Below are 19,649 nucleotides of genomic sequence, written 5' to 3'. Positions count from 1 at the left end.
GAGCGGATTAGCTAGTCCGCTTGACGACGTAAAAATGCTGGGATATCTAAGTAGCCATTTTCTTTCTCAGGCTTAGGTACAGCATTATTTGCTGATCCCGTAGACGTGTTCACCGTTGGTGTTGTCTGCGGTTTAACCTCTGGCTTCTCATGAGCATTAACATGCACATTTGGTGCCACTTTCTCTTCCACTTTTGCCGCTTGAGCTTGAACCGCAGCTTGTGGTTGAGCTGTAGTTACTGGCGCTTTACCACCGGCAACCAAAGTGATATCTGGTTTACGCTCATTGCCGATACCAGTAGCAACAACCGTTACTCGGATCTCATCACTCATATCTGGGTCAAGAGAGGTACCAATAACAACCGTTGCATTATCAGAAGCAAACGCTTTAACCGTATTACCAACCGTTTCAAACTCATCTAGGCGCATATCTAGACCAGCAGTGATATTCACAAGAACACCACGAGCACCAGCAAGATCGATGTCTTCTAAAAGTGGGCTAGAGATTGCCATCTCTGCCGCTTCTTCAGCTCGGTCTTCACCTTTCGCTACGCCACTACCCATCATTGCATGTCCCATTTCGGACATCACAGTACGAACATCGGCGAAATCGACGTTGATCATACCTGGGCGAGTAATCAGTTCTGCAATACCTTGAACCGCATTCTTAAGGACGTCATTCGCACTAGCGAATGCTTCGAGTAGCGTGACACCGCGACCCAATACTTTAAGAAGTTTTTCGTTTGGAATCGTAATCAAAGAATCGACGTGCTTAGAAAGCTCTTCAATGCCTTGTTCTGCGAATGCTAAACGTTTTTTACCTTCAAAGCTAAATGGCTTAGTCACAACGGCAACCGTTAGGATACCAAGTTCTTTCGCCACTTCTGCAATCACTGGAGCAGCACCTGTACCGGTACCACCACCCATTCCTGCTGCAATAAACACCATATCGGCGCCTGTAATGCTTTCTTTAATTCTTTCTTTGTCTTCTAGAGCTGCATCACGTCCAACTTGAGGGTTTGCACCTGCTCCCAAGCCTTTTGTGATATCACCACCAATTTGAATGACGTGGTTAATACTCGTTTTGCGGAGTGCTTGTGCATCTGTATTTACACTGATGAAATCGACCCCTTCGATCGATTCGCGCACCATGTGTTCAACAGCGTTACCACCGCCACCGCCAACTCCAACTACCTTGATTACCGCTTCGTCAGACATTTCCATCATCGGTTCAAACATTTGTTATCTCCGTTTCCCTGCAACTCAGGTTAAAACTCTTTTTGTATCCAATTCCGCAATTTACCGAATAGTGTCGACACCGATTGACGTTTTGGTTCGTTATAATCATTGTCGTCATTAATCTGACTATCTCTTGCGTAATGAAGTAATCCTACGGCCGTCGAATGATACGGCTCCTTAACATAGTCCGTGAGACCACTAACCTCGAGAGGTTTGCCAACACGAACTTGGTTGCGAAAAACGCGCTCGGCGCATTCAACAACCCCTTCAATTTGCGCGGCACCGCCTGTTAAGACAACACCTGCAGCGAGGTGATGTTTAACACCACTCTCCCTCAATTTAATTTGTACATTATCAATGGTTTGATTGACTAGCCCCATTAACTCTGTATAGCGTGGTTCAATCACTTCTGCCAGCGTTTGACGCTGCAAACTGCGAGAAGGTCGGCCTCCCACACTAGGCACATTCACTGTATCGTCTTTACTGACCAATTCACTCAATGCACAACCGTGTTTTACCTTGATTTCTTCAGCATCACTCAACGGTGTTCCAAACGCAAATGCAATATCACTGGTCACTGCATTTCCAGCATATGAAAAAACCTCGGTATGTCGTAGAGCGCCACCAGTCCAAATGGAAACATCCATTGTTCCAGCACCAATATCCACGACACAAACGCCTAACTCTCGTTCGTCTTCCGTAATCACAGCATTACTTGATGCTAGACCTGAGAATACGAGCTGTTCGACTTTTAACCCACAACGCTCTACCGCTTTGATGATATTTCTAGCCATATCGTTATGGCAAGAAATCAAATGAACGCTGACTTCCATACGAACACCAGATAAACCAAGAGGGTTTTTTATCCCTTCTTGATAGTCTATGGTAAATTCTTGCGGAATTACATGCAGAATACGTTGTTCATCACCAATTTTTATAGATTTAGCGGTATGTATCGCCCGATCCATATCATCTTGTGACACTTCTTCTTCAGAAATGGTTCCCATACCTTTTTCGATACGGCTAGCAATATGACGACCAGATAAAGAGATAAAGACGTTTGTGATCTTACATTCAGCCATAAGCTCAGCTTGATCTATGGCACGTTGTACTGACTTAACGACAGATTCAAGATCATTAACACCGCCTTTGTCCATCCCACGAGATGGGCTGGAGCCGGCACCAATAATGTTAACCTGACCATCTGGTAGAATTTCTCCCACCAAAGCCGACACGGTAGCAGTGCCTATATCAAGACCGACAATCAAATTGTCATCCATGGTCTTAGTCATCTGTACTCTCTTATTCTAAAGTTTCATTTACCATTTAAACCACTCGCTTTAATTATAATTAAAGGTAATAGCGGCTTAATTGCAAGACTGAATTTATGTATCAGCACTCTGAATTGCTGATACATAACGCCAGTCGCTAACTTGCGACATTCTGTTTTGCTTCTTTACCGCCATTTTCTGTTGATTCATCGACGGGAAACCAACCAACAGCGGCACCAGTATCGTATCGTAAATCAATATAGCTGACCTCAGATACCTTGTCGCCCAGACGTTGATAAAGAAAAATAAAACGCTGCAGACGATCGTTTAGCGCATCTTTACCTAGTTCAACCCTGATACCATTGCTTAAAATGACCTGCCAAGCACGGCGCTCATTTAATACCAAAGATGAAATAGTCAGGCCTAATGTCGCCAGTTTTTTATTACTTTCTCTGTAGGCGTTAAGGACTTTTAATTCTGTCCCTGTCGGTCCATAGAGCTTCACTTTTTCTTCTTCTATACGAGAGACGTCGCCATTGAAAACAACCCCCGACGCGTCCAACATCTCGATACCATTCCAAATAGCACTGGCTTGATATTCCGTTAAGAAGACTTTTACCGTATCAGGCCATTGCTTTCTTACCGACGCTTGAGATACCCATTCAATATTCTCCACACTCGATTGTAATACATTGATATCTTGCGACATAAATGTACCGATATGGTCAAGGTGGGCAAATGCATCTTGCACATCTTTCGCCGACACGTGCGTCAGGTCTCCCTGCAATACAATCTTAGACAAAGGTAGGCGCTGATCATCCCACATCCAGCTAATCGTGGCATAAAGTCCAGAACCAATAGCAGTGATCACGATAAATAAAAACACTAATCCTAATCCATGTTGATTCAACAGGGTGGACGATTTATCGTTTATAGCGCTGCTTGCCGAAGTTCTTGTCAACTCATCAGTCCCTAATTAACTGCTCTTCGCTTTCTAACATTGTGGAGTCAGAGTCTAACCTACTGTCTATAACCTTAGGATTATACTAACGAATATAAAACTATCAAATACTCAAGAGCATAAAACTGAAGATTTGAGTATGAAATTCGCTAAAAAATAGGCTTGGGTAACTCAATAAGTTAAAACCAAGCCGTACAGCGTACTTTTATTTAATAAAATACACAATAACTAACGAGCATTGTTTTGCATCGTTTTAATATTCAATTCCATCGTTTGTAATTGCTTGGCTACTTTACCTATGTCACCAGCGCCTTGCGTCAGGACTAAGTCTCCGTCTTGCAAAAGATTGGATAAAACTGATGGTAAGTTGTTCATTTCTGGCACAAAAACAGGATCTAACTTGCCGCGAGTTCGTATTGTTCGGCATAACGCTCGCCCGTCAGCACCAACAATAGGTGTCTCACCCGCTGAATAGACATCAAGCATGACTAAAACATCCACCTGCTCTAGCACATTCGCAAAGTCTTCATACAAGTCGCGGGTTCGGCTATAGCGATGCGGTTGGAATATCATGACCAGTCGTTTATCACTCCACCCATTACGCGCCGCTTTGATAGTGACATCGACTTCCGTAGGATGATGACCATAATCGTCCACCAGCATGACGTCACCATTACCGGTATCAAATTCACCAAGGTGTTCAAACCTGCGTCCAGTTCCTTCCGTCCCTAACATTGCTTTCACAATGGCTTCATCTGAAATGTTATCTTCAGTGGCAACAGCAATAGCCGCTGACGCATTGAGCGCATTATGTTCACCCGGGATATTTAATGTAATATCGAGGTTTTCTCGGTCTTTTCTGACAACCGTAAATTTGCCCTGTTGACCTTGCTGTCGATAATTCTCAATACGAACATCTGCATCTTCGGAAAATCCATACGTAATAACCTGACGGCTGATTCGTGGAATGAGTTCTCGAACGACAGGATCATCGACACATACGACGGCTTGACCGTAAAAAGGTAAGTTGTGTAGGAAATCAATAAACGTTTGTTTCAGCGTATCAAAGTCACCGCCATAGGTATCCATGTGGTCGGCTTCAATATTGGTAACAATACTAACCATTGGCTGAAGATGCAGGAACGATGCATCGCTTTCATCCGCCTCTGCAATCAAGATACGACTTGATCCCAGACGTGCATTCGTACCCGCACTCTTCACTAACCCACCATTCACAAACGTTGGATCCATACCCGCTTCTGAATAAATCTGAGTCACTAGCGCTGTCGTGGTCGTTTTACCATGTGTCCCAGCAACCGCAATCCCATGACGAAATCGCATTAGCTCCGCTAACATTTCTGCACGTTGTACCACGGGAATACGCAGCTCTTTTGCTGCCAATAGCTCAGGGTTTTCAGCGCTAATCGCCGTAGAGACCACCACGACACTGGCTTGATCAATATTGCTGGCTTGGTGACCACGATAAATCGTCGCCCCTTTATCTTGCAGACGTTCCGTCACCGCATTACTGCCTAGGTCTGAGCCTGTGATCTGATACCCTTCGTTGAGTAAAACCTCGGCAATACCGCTCATACCGGCACCGCCAATACCCACGAAATGAATCGTCTTCACGCGTCTCATCTCCGGTACTAAAGCGCGAATCTGTGCTAAATCTTGTTTGTGCTGCTGTGTCATTAAAAACGTCTCATTAATCTAATTTTGTTAATTCAATAATTTCGTTGGCAACGCGTGTATCTGCATCAAGTTTAGCGGCTTTTCGAGCATTAATCGCTAAAGTGACTAGTTGCGCTCGGTCTAAATTTGAGATTTGCGATGCTAGAGCGTCCACGGTTAAATCCGGCTGCTCAATCATATATGCGGCACCGCTATGGACTAAGTGATCACCATTTAGTGCTTGTTGTCGGTCTTTATGCATGAAAGGAACGAAAATGGCCCCAACGCCTACTGCCGCTAGTTCCGATACCGTCAAGGCACCAGAGCGGCAAACGACTAAATCTGCCCACTGGTACGCCGCCGACACATCATCAATAAAATCACTGACACTGGCCTTTGCTACACCGCACGCTTGGTAGTCCTGGCTAACTAATGCCTGGTTGCCTTTACCTGCTTGGTGACGAACCTCATAGCCTGCTCCCAGTTTTTTAAGCACCGGCGGTAGCGTTTTATTGAGGATCTGAGCACCTTGACTGCCACCCATCACGAGAATGCGGATGTCTCCTTCACGATTTCTCAGGCGAGATTCTGGTCGCTCGATATTAAGCAAGTCTTGACGAACTGGGTTGCCGACAACTTCCGCATTTGGAAACGCACCAGGAAACGCCTGGAACACTTTTTTGGCAATCTTAGATAACCAATTATTCGTTAAGCCCGCCACACCATTTTGCTCATGCAGCACGACAGGGATGCCCAAACTCCAAGCCGCAATACCACCTGGACCACTGACATACCCTCCCATACCAAGCACGGCATCAGGTTGCCAATGCTTGAGATGCGATCTTGCTTGCAAGATCGCACTACAAATCTGGAACGGTGCTTTCAGCAACTTGACCAGTCCTTGCCCACGCAAACCTTTCACCTTGATAAAGTCGATCTCGATACCATGCTTTGGAACCAGATCAGCTTCCATTCGGTCTGCAGTACCCAACCAGCGAATATCCCAACCTTGTTCTTGTAGCCTTTTTGCCACAGCAAGACCAGGAAATACATGACCACCGGTACCACCAGCCATCACCATCAATCGTTTATTTTTCTTCATTTTTAACGTCTTTTTCTTGTGGCTTTAATTCAGGTTTTTCTGGGGTTGAGGTCTCAGGTAACAAGCGACACTCATAGTCAACCCTTAGCAAAATCGAGACCGCAACTGACATAATAATAAGACTTGACCCGCCGTAACTGATTAGGGGCAATGTCAGTCCTTTAGTCGGCACCATGCCCGCCGCTGCGCCTACATTAACCAGCGTTTGAAAAGCAAACCATATACCGATAGCAAAAGAAAGGTAACCACCAAAGAGTTGTTGTTTTTCAAATGCTCTTTTACCAATAAAGAGCGCTTTAATCACTAAGCCAAACACCAACATTAACACTAGGACCACACCTATGTAGCCCAGCTCTTCTGCTAAAACAGCAAACACAAAATCGGTATGTGCTTCCGGTAAATATTCCAACTTTTGAATGGAATTACCCAATCCTTGCCCCATCCAGTTACCGCGTCCGAACGCCATTAATGACTGAGTCAGCTGATAACCGCTTCCAAACGGATCTTCCCAAGGGTCTAAGAATGAGGTCACTCGTCGAACTCGGTATGGCTCAACCAAAATCAGTCCGATAACAGCACTCACACCTGCGACAAATAGCGCAATAAATTGAGATAGCTTTGCACCAGCAATGAACAACATGCCAAACAGCGTCACGAGCATTACGACCACTGAGCCTAAGTCCGGTTGGCCAAGTAGCAATACCGCAAGTGTGGTAAATACCATGATAGGTTTGATAAACCCACCAAAAAAAGACCGCCTAACTTCATCTTGTTTTCTAACTAAGTAGCCGGACATGAATATAAACAGAGCAAGCTTGGCGACCTCAGCCGGCTGAAGGTTAAATAGCCCTAATGGGATCCAGCGGGAAGCGCCATTCACTGACTTACCCACCACCAATACAACCACCAGTAGCACGATAGAGATAGCGAGAAGGTAAGAGCTATATTGGAACCATTTCTTTACCGGTACTTGTAATACGACCGATGAAACCGCAATCGCCAAACATAAAAAAATGGCATGCCTGAACATAAAGTGAAACGGTTGATCGGTAAGGCGAGAGCTAATTGGGAAAGAGGCAGACGTCACCATGACTAGGCCAGTCATCATCAAGCCTAACGCTAACCAGACAAGCTGTCTGTCGTAGAGCGTCTTCGGCGCTGCTGTACCAAGCCAATCTGATGTACGTTGTTTTACTTGATGAAACATATCGGCACGTCCGTGTTAACTCACTTGTCGCGAATATTGTTTAGCCAATGCTGAAAAATGGTCACCACGAGCCATGAAATTTGCAAACTGATCGAAGCTCGCGCAAGCCGGCGAAAGCATCACCATATCGCCCTGCTTGAGCGTGGGTGTAATATGGGCCAAAACCTCGTCCAATGTATCGAATCGCTGAGCACTCGAATGTAACGACGTAAACAATTCACCGTCACGCCCAAAGCAACAAAGCGATACATTGAGTTGTGAAAGAGGATCAGAAAGTGCGCTAAAGTCTGCGCCTTTCCCTTCACCACCAAGCAACAAGTAAAGGTGCCCTTCTAAGACTAAGCCAGATAATGCCGCCAATGTGCTCGCCACATTCGTCGCCTTAGAGTCATTCACCCATGTCACACCATTTTCTTTGGCGACAACCTGACAACGATGGCTAAGTCCTGAATATTGGATCAGCGCCTCACTTGAGCGACGATAATCCACCCCTGCGAGTTTTAACAAAGCACATGCGACTAAGGCATTAGACCAATTGTGTTTTCCAACAATGTTCAACATACTGGCGTCAACAATCGGCTCACCGTTATCCATTAACCAAGTCGTACCATTTTGCTGCTGCATACCAAACGCTTGGTTATCAAAACCAAAGGTGTGCAGGTGCCCAGTATAACGTTTAGGATCAGGGTAGGTTTCAGGTTCTAACCTATTCACTAACGCATTCTCAGCATGCAAGAATATACGCTGTTTGGCGAGCGCATAATCATCCATCCCTTGATAGCGATCCATGTGGTCTTCAGAAAGATTCAAGAAGGCAGATGCTATCGTTTTTAGACTCGAGGTTGTTTCTAGCTGGAAGCTCGAAAGTTCAAGGACATAAAGATCCGCATCCAGTTGCAATAAATCTAAAGCTGGGACACCAATATTGCCCCCGACACCAACCTTCAAGCCTGCGGCCTTTGCTAGCTCACCCGTCAGGTCTGTGACGGTGCTTTTACCGTTAGATCCAGTAATAGCGATGACTGGCTTAGTGTTCGCCCAAGCAAATAGTTCAATATCACCAACAACGGGGATATCCAGCGCCATGGCTGTCGCTATCTCAGGGGTTGCCAGCGCAATACCAGGATTACACACAATCAAATCTGCTTCATTGAGCCATTGCTGCTCAAAGCTGCCACAATGCAAGTCAATGCCTTGAGGCAGTGTGTCGGCGCCTGGTGGCTGCGCCCGAGAATCCATAACACGTATTCGAAGTGAGTGCGGGATTTGTTGTAAGTGATTAACGACAGAGAGCCCGGTAATACCGAGCCCAACGACCACCACGTTACGAATGTCTTGCCAACGTTCCATGCTTACTGTTCCTACCACGAATTAACGTACTTTCAGTGTCGCCAAGCCAATGAGCACCAAAACAATCGAGATGATCCAAAATCGCACGATAACGCGAGGCTCTGGCCAGCCTTTCAATTCATAGTGATGGTGTATTGGTGCCATGCGGAAGATACGTTGACCACGCAATTTGTATGAACCTACCTGCAATATCACCGACAGGGTCTCCATAACAAATACTCCTCCCATGATCACTAACACAAACTCTTGACGGACCAATACCGCAATAACGCCGAGTGCACCACCCAAGGCCAGCGAACCCACATCGCCCATGAACACTTGGGCAGGGTAAGTATTAAACCAAAGGAAACCAAGGCCAGCCCCAACGATGGCAGTACAAACCACCACTAGCTCAGACGTATATGGGATATGGGGGATATGCAGGTAATTGGCAAAATTCACGTTACCCGTTGCCCAGGCAATCACAGCAAAACCTGCTGCCACCAATACCGTTGGCATAATAGCTAAGCCATCAAGACCATCGGTCAGGTTGACGGCATTACTGGTTCCAACAATAACGAAATAAGTAAAGACGATATAGAACAGCCCCATTTGAGGCATAATATCTTTGAAAAATGGTACAACAAGCTGCGTAGCCGCCGTATCTTGGCCATGTGCGTACAGTGCAAATGCAACCACCAACGCAATCACAGACTGCCAAAAATACTTCCAACGAGCTATCAAGCCGTCCGTGTTCTTACGTACGACTTTACGATAATCATCGACAAAACCAACGGCGCCAAAACCCAGCAATACCACCAAGACAGCCCATACGTAAGGATTGGTCAAATCTGACCAAAGCAAGACCGTAAACGTAATCGTAAATAAGATCATCACACCACCCATTGTTGGTGTGCCACGCTTACTAAAGTGAGATTCTGGACCTTCGTTTCGCACCACTTGGCCAATTTGCAGCATTTGCAATTTGGCAATCATTTTAGGCCCCATCCATAAAGACAGCCCAAGCGCGGTTAACACACTGACAATCGCTCTAAATGACAGGTATTCGAAAAGACGAAAGAAAGAAAAGTATGGCTGGAGTAGCTCAGCAAGCCAAATGATCATGAAAAATTCTCCTTCAGTGCCGTCGCGATCTTGAACATACCAGCACTGTTCGCCCCTTTCACCAACAAGGTGTGAGAGGTCTGATTTAATAATAGTAGATGTTGCTCAATGTAATCGAGCATAACGTCGTGACTTTGGAAATGCATACCACTGCAAAGGTCACTGATTACTTTCGCATCTTCACCATAGGTTAAAACATGGTCGAATGCGAAAGGTGCAGCATGTTGTCCGACTTCTTTGTGAAGTGCAAGGCTTTCATGCCCCAATTCTGCCATGTTGCCCAAAATCAACCAGCGCTCTCCATTGAACTGCGAGAGTAGGTCTACCGCGGCTTTCATGGCCGGTACGCTGGCATTGTAACTGTCATCAATCAAGGTAATGGTCTCGGTGAGTTTTTCTACCTCGACACGTCCTTTGACCTTATTCAAGGTTTTCAACCCTAGCTGAATCTGTAATAACGAGCTATCGCATTGCACCGCTAACGCTGCAGAGGCAATGGCGTTACTGACATTATGAAGACCGATCAAACCAAGCTCTATCGCAACTTGCCCAATAGGCGTGTGCAGTGTAAAGGACGAACTCCCTTGCGATGACATTACTATGTCAGAAGCGAAGTAGTCTGCGTCAGGGTTTTGCTGGGCAAAAGTCACCACTTTTTTATCGCTTAAGACATCATTCCATAACTCGCCACCCTGGCTGTCGAGGTTCACCAAGGCGGTTCCAGATGGCTCTAAGCCTTGGTATATCTCACCCTTAGCTTGCTTTACGCCTTGTAGAGAACCAAACCCTTCTAGATGGGCCTCAGCCACATTATTTACAATGGCAATATCAGGATGAGTCAACTGTGTCGTGTAGGCAATTTCACCCACATGATTTGCGCCCATCTCAATGACAGAGAAGTCATCATTTTCCGTGCTTCTTAATAACGTCAGCGGAACACCAATATCATTATTAAAGTTCCCAGCCGTATAGAGAACTTGCCCTTGTTGGTTAAGGATACTTGCCACCATTTCTTTAACCGTTGTCTTCCCGCAGCTGCCTGTAATGCCAATCGTTTTAGCGGTTTTAGACTGTCTATTTTTAGATTTCGCTTGCTGATGAACGTATTCACCAAGGTGACCGAGCGCCTTTAATGAGTCGCCAACCACAATCTGTGTCACATCAACATCAAGTTTTCTCTCGACAATAACAGCGACAGCGCCGCTATCCTTAGCGTGAGCGACAAAATCATGTGCATCGAATTGCTCACCGACCAAGGCGATAAATAATGCACCTTGCTCAATCGCTCGGGTATCGGTTGTCACGGCCTCGATCAACATTTCAGGGCCTGCACACTTGGTATGCTCACCGACCATCAAGGTGCCACCTACCGCATGGGTAATGTCAGATAACGTCAGCGTAATCATATTCGACTCCTATCACAATTCGATTTCTAGTAGGGTAGCAGCCGACTCACGATCGGAATAGTGGACCGATTTTTGACCGATGATTTGATAGTCTTCATGGCCCTTGCCGGCGAGTAAAATGATATCCGACGTACCCGCTTGGGCTAAGGCTATTTTAGCTGCCTCAAAACGACTGTGCTCAATCATAGCCGCTGCTGGGTTATTCATCCCTGCTAACATGTCATCCACGATCGCCGATGGCATTTCGCCACGTGGATTATCATCACTGAGAACAACATAATCAGCCAACTGCTCAGCTATCGATGCCATCATTGGACGCTTGCCTTTGTCGCGATCGCCACCACAACCAACAATGACCCAAAGCTTACCCTCGCAATGAACGCGCAACGCTTGCAATGCTTTTTCCAAAGCATCAGGCGTATGGGCGTAATCGACAACTATTTTAGGCTTGTTAGCGACTTGGAATAGCTCCATGCGTCCTAACACAGGCTGAAGATTTTTAGCACATTCAATCAGCTGCATTTTATCAAAGCCCAGGCGTAATAAAGCGGCAAACGCCAACATCACATTGCAGGCATTAAACTGACCAATGAGTGGCGCTTGAAGCTCGCCGGAACCAAAACAGCCCTCAAAACTCACGGTAATGCCACTTTCACTGTACTGAACATTACTCGCCCACAGTGATTGCTCGCCTTTTTGAAGGCCATTAACCGACACCGCTATCGCATCTGGACGCGCTTCTAGCCAACGCATGCCGACATCGTCATCGATATTAAACACCGCATGTTTGCATTGATGAGCGGTAAATAACAATTTCTTCGCGGCTTCGTACTCGCCCATCGTGCCATGGTAATCCAAGTGGTCACGACTTAGGTTGGTAAAGATACCTAGCGTAAAGGGTACAGCAGCAATGCGCCCTTGAACCAAGCCATGAGAAGATACCTCCATTGCCGTGTAGGCCGCCCCTTGAGCATCAAGTTTTGATAATGTTTTCTGGACTTCAATGGCGTTACCCGTGGTATTTTTTGCCACTTCTAGCTGCTGCAAAAAACCATTACCTGTCGTGCCCATGACGGCAGCAGGGTGACCAAGTAATTCAAGCCATTGCGCGATTAATTGCGCGATTGTGGTTTTTCCATTCGTGCCAGTAATACCTATCACCGATTGTTGGTAACGGTATAAACGCGCAGCAAGCTCCGAAAGAAAGCGACCAAGATCGTAGAGATAGATAACGGGAGAAGCCCCCGACGTATCTACTTGACCATGCTGGCTTTCATCGGTGGTTTGCGCAATCACACTCGTCGCACCAGCGGCCAGTGCATTGTCAATAAATCGACGACCATCGACCTCATGACCAATAATGGCGACAAACGTGTCCCCCGCTTCTATCGCTCGACTATCCAGCTCAAGGTTTGAAACCATGATGTTTTTGAGTGCATCATTGGGAACTACGTCGTTATCGACATTAAGCCAAGGCTCAAGTAACGCGGTTAATGTCAAAGGCGTCAACATAAGAATCACTCACTTATTTTTGAAACTGATTTTCGTCAGGCGCCACATTAAGAATCTGTAACGCCCCTTTCATAATTTCTGAGAACACAGGTCCTGCCACCGAACCGCCATAATATTGATCACCTTGCGGTTCATTAATCACCACAACCAAAGCAACCTTAGGGCGACTCACGGGTGCAATACCGGCCGTTAATGCCACATACTCATCGCTGTAGCCTCCGGCACTGGCTTTACGCGAGGTACCCGTTTTAGCCGCGACTCGATAACCTGGTACCGCCGCTCGTGTCGCCGTACCACCGGGTTGAGTCACCCCCTCAAGGTAATGTAGGACTTGCTGGGCATTGTCATGGTCCATGACTTGTTTCGAGAGGTCTTGCTGATTATTTTCTATGATGTGTACTGGTTGATACAGACCCGCATTGCCTAACGTGGCATAAGCGTGCGCCAACTGTAACGGCGTAATGGAGATACCATAGCCAAACGCGAGTGTCGCAATTTCAAACTTTGACCAGCGACGACGGTTAGGGAAAATACCCGACGCTTCTCCTACAAGGTTAAGGCCAGATACCTGCCCAAACCCGATAGAGCTGTACATGCCTAATAAGGCTTCCAGTGGCATATCAAGTGCCAACTTAGCAACACCGATATTACTCGATTTTTGTAAGATTTTTGCCAGGTCAGCCTTGCCAACCTTGGAGGTGTCACGTACCCGGCTACCTCCAATTTGCATGATGCCATTACCCGTATCGATCACGGTTTTATCGTTGGCAGTGCCCGCCTCTAATGCCGCAAGCACCACAAACGGTTTCACGGTTGAACCAGGCTCCAGTGAATCGGTGATCACTCGATTTCGCATCGTAAATGATTGGCGAGAGCTTCGATTATTGGGGTTGTATGACGGCGCGTTGACCATTGCCAATACCGCGCCACTCTCTACATCAATCATCACCGCACTACCAGAGGTGGCGCGATAATCTGCAACAGCCTGTTTAACCGCCCGATAGGCAATGGCTTGTAAGCGCTGATCAATAGTTAATTCAAGTGGCTTGCCTTCTTCTCGTTCTTCAAGAGAAATATTTTCGACAACACGACCATAGCGATCTTTGCGAATAATTCGCTTACCGGCTTCGCCAGTGAGCCATTTATCATAACTACGCTCAACCCCTTCTAAGCCGTGACCATCGATACCCGTGACACCAACAAGATGAGAGCTCACTTCTCCGGCGGGATAATAACGACGAGATTCCGCCTTTAACCCGATTCCGGATAGCTTGAGCTCCTTAATGTATTTAGCCATCGCCGGGCTTACTTGGCGCTGCAGGTATATAAAGCGGCGCGATTTATTCTTGTTAATCTTGGTGATTAAGCCTTTGCGGTCAAGGCCAAGAACATCGGCAAGGGCATGCCAACGATCAATTTCCTCAAAGCCGCCATTCTTAAATATCGTAGCGGGATCGGCCCAGACAGCTTGTACTGGGACACTGACCGCTAATGGTTCACCATTTCGGTCGGAAATAATTCCGCGAGCCGATGGCAACGCCTTCACTCGAACCGTACGCAAGTCCCCTTGTTTGATCAGGTTATCTGGCTCAATCACCTGGATATAACCAATACGAGCAAGCAGCGCAAAGAAAATGACAATGATAGCTCCTAGTACCGTGCGAAAGCGCCAAGGAATGATCGTTGGTGGTGGAGATTGCGGTGGTGTTTTTTTCTTGGGAGGGTTCGTCGCTTTTTTGCTTGTCATTTGAGAGAAACCACTACTTCCTTGCTCGCATCAGGACGATGCATATCAAGCTCTTGCTTCGCCATAGCCTGAACACGACTATGTTCTGAGAGCGCATTCTCTTCCAACAACAAATTTCGCCATTCATTATCAAGTCGATCACGCTCTTGCAATGCCATGTCTTTTTCATTCACCGCTTGTCGAGTATGGTGGGTGGCGAATACCACCCCCATTGCCGTGGCAAAAATAAGCATAAGAATAATAAGTGGCACTCGACCGACGGTTAAGAGGTCAAACAGTATCACTTTGGCGAGATTATGCTTAGTTTCGTTAGACATCCGGCTCGTCCGCTATAGTTTTTCTGCGATACGAAGTACTGAACTTCTTGAGCGTGTATTCACTTCCACTTCTTGCTCGGTTGGCTTTCTCGCTTTTCCAACCGCTTTAAGATTCGGGCTACCTAGGGCTTTAATTTGCGCCTCCGTCATAGGGATACCATGTGGAACCTGAGGTCCACGGCTTTCCTTACGAATAAAGTGCTTCACCATACGGTCTTCGAGCGAGTGAAAACTAATCACGGATAAGCGCCCTTCAGGAGCAAGAATACTGGCCGCGCCCTTCAATGCCGTTTCAATCTCATCAAGCTCACTATTGATATAGATACGGAAGGCTTGAAAGCTACGCGTCGCAGGGTGTTTCTTTTCTTTAAAGCTTTTTGGAGCCGCATCTGAGATCAATTTTGCAAGTTGACCAGTACGTGTTAACGGCTCTTTTTCTTCATCTTCACGGTGCGCAACAATGGCTTTAGCAATACGGCGCGCGTGTTTATCTTCACCAAATTCACGGATCACCCAAGTGATATCGTCCAAATCTGCGTGCGCTAGCCATTGCGACACTGGCATTCCAGATGTTGGATCCATACGCATGTCTAACGGGCCATCGTTCATAAAACTAAAGCCACGCTCCGCGTCATCAAGCTGCGGTGACGATACGCCAAGATCAAGTAACACCCCATCGACCTTGCCGACGAGATCATAACGCTGCGCGTATTCCGCGATACCTGAAAATGGACCATGGATAATAGTAAAGTTAGGGTCTTGAATTTTCTTTGCTTCTTCAATGGCTTGAGGATCACGGTCTATGCTATACAGGCGACCGTTTTCGTCCAATTGCGAAAGAATTTGACGACTGTGACCACCACGACCAAATGTGCCATCAATATAGATACCGTCGGGCTTAATCGCTAAGCCATCGATGGATTCATGCAGTAAAACTGAAACGTGTTGAAAAGATTCGCTCATTGGTGATCTCAAGAGTTGCGTAGGTCAAAGATGACAAGTGTACTGATTTCACGAAGTAACGTCATCTGGTTAAGTTCAGCCTAACGTAAAGATAGGTGATAAAAAAGCAAAAAACCCATCACAAAATCAATTTGTAATGGGTTTTTCTTAAAAGGTGAAGTTGACCTATAAGCCGGGTTTTGTATCCGCCTAAGCGGTGATAGCCATTCGTCTAGGCCAGCAATCGCTCACTGGCTCAAGCAACCTACCCGCTCCCTTACGCGAGCCGCGCAATGTGAAAGCCTATTTGGTCTTGCTCCGGGTGGAGTTTACCTTGCAACGAACTGTTACCAGTCGTCCGGTGCGCTCTTACCGCACCCTTTCAGCCTTACCTGTGCTCTTTCCGAAGAAATAGAGCCATCGGCGGTCTTCTCTCTGCTGCACTTGTCGTGGGCTCACGCCCCCCAGGCGTTACCTGGCACCCTGCTCTGTGGAGCCCGGACTTTCCTCCCCTCCATCAGTCTCCCCCAAGACAAGCTCAAGGGGACGTCAATGAAGCAGCGACTATCTGGTCAACTTCAGGCCGCGGATTGTATAGGAGCGCGCGCAATTACTCAAGGTTTTCTAGCCCCCATTTGTAAAGAGCGTTCTTTTTAAGGTTATAAATTTCAGCCGTCATGCCTGCCGCTTTCTTTAATGGCAGCTCTTTAACTAAAATACCGAGTGTTCTCGTGGCTTCATCCGGTAAACCTTCGATCGCCGCCTCGCGGTGCCCGTGAATCAACAACACCATCTCGCCGCGCTTACGGTTAGCGTCTTCTGCTATCCATTCAATGAGCTCTCCCAAAGGTAAGCCTTGGATTGTTTCAAACGTTTTGGTTAACTCTCGTGCCAACACAACTTCGCGGTCTGGGCCTAACACTTCCAACATATCAGCCATAGATTCCGTAATACGGTGTGGTGATTCATAGAAAATACAGGTACGCTCAGCTTTAGCAATCTCTAGAAATTTATCTTTGCGTCCTTTGCTCTTGGCAGGCAAAAAGCCTTCGAAGCTGAATCGGTCAGAAGGAAGACCTGAGGCGCTTAACGCCGTGATCACCGCACATGCACCAGGTAATGGCACAACATTAACGCCAGCTTGACGACATTGTGATACAAGATGATACCCTGGATCGCTAATGAGTGGAGTCCCAGCATCCGATACCAAGGCAATGGACTCGCCAGATAACAATTTTTCAACTAAAACTTGTGCTTTTTGTTGCTCATTGTGATCATGAAGCGCAAATGTTCTAGTTTGTATATTGAAGTGAGAAAGAAGTTTGCCAGTATGTCTGGTATCTTCAGCGGCAATAATATCCACACTATGCAACACCTCTAGTGCCCTATGCGTGATATCACCAAGGTTCCCAATGGGAGTTGGCACAATAAAGAGCGTTGGTTGCTCAATATGAATGGTTTTGTTGCTTGTCATTTGTTTACCATCACTTCAACGATTAATATAATGATTTTACACGAATAGTGATTAAAGAGCTCATGGCAATGATGAACCGTAAAAGAAATAGTGTAACGCGTCTGCTAACGCCCATTGCATTGGCCCTGTCCATTGCCGCTTGTTCAACTCAACCAAGCGCGCCAAGCAGCGTTGATATTACGATGGCACCCACCTCATCTTCTGAAGTGTATTTGATGCGTGCCGACAGCGATCAGGGTGGGTTTGCTAATGAATGGCTCATTCTTGCCTTCAAAGCCTCTATTCAAGAAGGTAACTACGATCAAGCGCAGCGCCTTTCTAATCGCTTAGCCAAGCAAAACCTAACGACGATTCAACAAGCTGAGTGGCAGTTAGCTCGTGCTGAGTTAAACCTCGCACAGGGCAACGCACAAGATGCTTATTTGCAGCTCAATCTGCCTGCTGAGTGGCCACTACTGCAGCAACAATGGATGCACTATCATCAGCTACGAGGCCAAAGCTTAGAGCAGATGGGTAACTATTTTGAATCCAGCCGCGAGTATGTGGCGATGGCCAGCTTTGCACCACGCGAGCAGCAAGAAGCAATCAATGCAAAAATTTGGCATAACCTCAACCAATACTCTGGGGAGCAACTCTCGCAGTTAGAGATTAAGCCAGAAGAAGAGATCCTTGATGGATGGGTTCAGCTTGCAAGCTACATGAAAGCACTCAGCACGAGCCTGCCTCAATTGCAAAACACGTTAAAAAACTGGTTAGCGGAAAATAATAATCACCCAGCCGCGGTTTATACCCCACAGAGCATCTACGATATACTTAACCTTGAGATATCCACGCCGCACAGCACAGCATTGCTCCTCCCATTGACTGGAAAATACGCCAAACAAGCTCAATTGGTTCGTGATGGTTTCATGATGGCAACAATGGATGACACGCAGCGCGATCCTGAAGCTATCTTCACCGTGATCGACACCCACGAAACCACCGCCAGTGATATTAAAGCACGACTTATCGCCAATAATGTCGACTTTATTGTGGGTCCATTGATCAAGGAAAATGTTGAAAAGCTACAACAAGCACAGCTGTCAGCAGAAAAGCCAATTCCAGCTCTAGCGTTGAACATTCCAACCACTATCGAACCAACGCAAGCCATGTGCTATCTAACGCTTTCGCCTGAACAAGAAGTCACACAGGCTGCCAAACACTTATCACAAGAAAATTATGCTTACCCATTAATCCTTGCCCCGAAAAGCTCATTAGGTAATCGCGTCGTCAAGGCCTTTGAAGAAGAGTGGGCAAAACTAAGCCCGAACAACATTGCGGTGGCTCAGTACAGCAGTCGCGCACAACTGCAAAAGACCATTAACAACGTGTTTGGATTGCAAGAAAGCCAGCAACGCATCGCTCAAATGGAGGCCCTCACGGGCATGAAACTAGAGAATCAGCCGAGAAGCCGTCGAGATATTGATTCCGTGTACATTGTCGCTAACGGGGCTGACTTAACACTGATTAAGCCATTCATTGAGGTCGCTATCAACCCTGATGCCAGCCAACCTAAGTTGTTTGCAGACTCGCACAGCAACTCTAGCAAGCGTCAATATGAAGACCTTACTGGTGTGGTTTACAGTGATATTCCAATGCTAATCGAAGAAGATGAACAGCTTGAAGCACAAATCACAAAGTTTTGGCCTAAGAGCTCAAACGCAGAGAAACGTTTGCAAGCCCTTGGTATGGATGCCTACGCTCTCACTAAAGAACTTCCTCAACTTAAAGCGGTAGAAGGTTATTCCGTTGATGGGCAAACCGGTACACTCACAATTGACTCAAATTGTGTGGTGCAACGACAGATTGCATGGGGTGTGCACGGTCAAGCAAAATCACAGACGATTAGCGCTGATGACAACACGGAAGAAGGCAACGAACTGGAATCGACAAATGCGACTACCGTGGCAGAAAGCGCCAGCGAATAAACCACCTGCAACACCCGTGGACAAACGTAAAATTGGTCAGCACTACGAAGACCTAGCTCAAACGTATTTAGGCCAGCAAGGCCTAAATACGTTAACGAAAAACTACACCGTAAAATGCGGTGAACTCGATCTCATCATGAAAGAAGCTACATGCCTTGTCTTTGTTGAGGTAAAATATCGTCAAAGTCGTCAATATGGCAGTGCTCAAGAGATGGTGACCCCATCTAAAGCCAAAAAGCTGCAAAAAGCAGCGATGGTTTGGCTTATGAGCAACGGCTTATCTCCTTACGATACTGAATTTCGGTTTGATGTCGTCGCTATTCATAATAATGGCGATGATATCGAATGGATAAAAAACGCGATTACTCAAGGATAAC

The 19,649-nt window shown here is 46.5% G+C and carries 16 protein-coding genes and 1 other RNA gene; 2 read left to right on the top strand and 15 right to left on the bottom strand.

Annotated features, from left to right (window positions below; translation table 11 throughout):
* Positions 1-11: 11 nt before the first annotated feature.
* The 15 genes from ftsZ to rsmI form a co-directional block, all read right to left on the bottom strand.
* A complete protein-coding gene (gene ftsZ, locus ACE1OE_RS06850) occupies positions 12-1,238 on the bottom strand; it encodes a cell division protein FtsZ (RefSeq protein WP_372059226.1) in 1,227 nt (408 codons plus the stop codon).
* A 29-nt stretch (positions 1,239-1,267) separates the two neighbouring features.
* A complete protein-coding gene (ftsA, locus tag ACE1OE_RS06845) occupies positions 1,268-2,530 on the bottom strand; it encodes a cell division protein FtsA (protein WP_372059225.1) in 1,263 nt (420 codons plus the stop codon).
* 136 nt (positions 2,531-2,666) lie between these two features.
* Positions 2,667-3,470 (bottom strand): cell division protein FtsQ/DivIB, encoded by an 804-nt coding sequence (locus ACE1OE_RS06840; protein WP_372078125.1) that lies wholly within the window; start codon positions 3,468-3,470, stop codon positions 2,667-2,669.
* 228 nt (positions 3,471-3,698) lie between these two features.
* Positions 3,699-5,165, bottom strand: a complete 1,467-nt coding sequence (murC, locus tag ACE1OE_RS06835; RefSeq protein WP_372059223.1) for a UDP-N-acetylmuramate--L-alanine ligase — start codon at positions 5,163-5,165, stop codon at positions 3,699-3,701.
* 13 nt (positions 5,166-5,178) lie between these two features.
* Positions 5,179-6,246: an undecaprenyldiphospho-muramoylpentapeptide beta-N-acetylglucosaminyltransferase gene (murG, locus tag ACE1OE_RS06830; protein ID WP_449210547.1), complete on the bottom strand. Its 1,068-nt coding sequence runs from the start codon at positions 6,244-6,246 to the stop codon at positions 5,179-5,181.
* Positions 6,233-7,453 (bottom strand): cell division protein FtsW, encoded by a 1,221-nt coding sequence (gene ftsW, locus ACE1OE_RS06825; RefSeq protein ID WP_102468336.1) that lies wholly within the window; start codon positions 7,451-7,453, stop codon positions 6,233-6,235. The genes murG and ftsW overlap by 14 nt, the downstream gene beginning before the upstream one ends.
* A 15-nt stretch (positions 7,454-7,468) precedes the next feature.
* Positions 7,469-8,803, bottom strand: coding sequence for a UDP-N-acetylmuramoyl-L-alanine--D-glutamate ligase (gene murD / locus ACE1OE_RS06820; protein ID WP_449210546.1), 1,335 nt, complete (start codon positions 8,801-8,803; stop codon positions 7,469-7,471).
* Positions 8,804-8,824: 21 nt separating this feature from the next.
* Positions 8,825-9,907, bottom strand: coding sequence for a phospho-N-acetylmuramoyl-pentapeptide-transferase (mraY, locus tag ACE1OE_RS06815; RefSeq protein WP_102468334.1), 1,083 nt, complete (start codon positions 9,905-9,907; stop codon positions 8,825-8,827).
* A complete protein-coding gene (locus ACE1OE_RS06810) occupies positions 9,904-11,313 on the bottom strand; it encodes a UDP-N-acetylmuramoyl-tripeptide--D-alanyl-D-alanine ligase (RefSeq protein WP_449210545.1) in 1,410 nt (469 codons plus the stop codon). The genes mraY and ACE1OE_RS06810 overlap by 4 nt, the downstream gene beginning before the upstream one ends.
* 12 nt (positions 11,314-11,325) lie before the next feature.
* Positions 11,326-12,825: a UDP-N-acetylmuramoyl-L-alanyl-D-glutamate--2,6-diaminopimelate ligase gene (murE, locus tag ACE1OE_RS06805; protein ID WP_449210544.1), complete on the bottom strand. Its 1,500-nt coding sequence runs from the start codon at positions 12,823-12,825 to the stop codon at positions 11,326-11,328.
* A gap of 13 nt (positions 12,826-12,838) precedes the next feature.
* Positions 12,839-14,572, bottom strand: a complete 1,734-nt coding sequence (locus tag ACE1OE_RS06800) for a penicillin-binding transpeptidase domain-containing protein (protein ID WP_449210543.1) — start codon at positions 14,570-14,572, stop codon at positions 12,839-12,841.
* Positions 14,569-14,889, bottom strand: a complete 321-nt coding sequence (gene ftsL, locus ACE1OE_RS06795; protein WP_102468330.1) for a cell division protein FtsL — start codon at positions 14,887-14,889, stop codon at positions 14,569-14,571. Before ftsL ends, ACE1OE_RS06800 begins: the two co-directional genes overlap by 4 nt.
* A gap of 12 nt (positions 14,890-14,901) precedes the next feature.
* Entirely contained in the window at positions 14,902-15,852 is a 951-nt protein-coding gene (gene rsmH / locus ACE1OE_RS06790; protein ID WP_449210542.1) for a 16S rRNA (cytosine(1402)-N(4))-methyltransferase RsmH, read from the bottom strand.
* A 152-nt stretch (positions 15,853-16,004) separates the two neighbouring features.
* Positions 16,005-16,411, bottom strand: an RNA gene (gene rnpB, locus ACE1OE_RS06785) — RNase P RNA component class A.
* 30 nt (positions 16,412-16,441) lie between these two features.
* Positions 16,442-17,305, bottom strand: coding sequence for a 16S rRNA (cytidine(1402)-2'-O)-methyltransferase (rsmI, locus tag ACE1OE_RS06780; protein WP_102468328.1), 864 nt, complete (start codon positions 17,303-17,305; stop codon positions 16,442-16,444).
* 62 nt (positions 17,306-17,367) lie between these two features.
* Here rsmI and ACE1OE_RS06775 point away from each other — a divergent pair, with 62 nt between their 5' ends.
* Complete coding sequence (locus ACE1OE_RS06775; protein WP_449210541.1) at positions 17,368-19,272, top strand: penicillin-binding protein activator; 1,905 nt, start codon at positions 17,368-17,370, stop codon at positions 19,270-19,272.
* Positions 19,238-19,648 (top strand): YraN family protein, encoded by a 411-nt coding sequence (locus ACE1OE_RS06770; protein ID WP_449210540.1) that lies wholly within the window; start codon positions 19,238-19,240, stop codon positions 19,646-19,648. Before ACE1OE_RS06775 ends, ACE1OE_RS06770 begins: the two co-directional genes overlap by 35 nt.
* The last annotated feature ends 1 nt before the right edge of the window (position 19,649 follow it).

Source organism: Vibrio sp. E150_011, assembly GCF_053544015.1.
The sequence above is the reverse complement of the archived record's forward strand: the minus strand, read 5'-3'. Positions and strand labels throughout refer to the sequence as shown.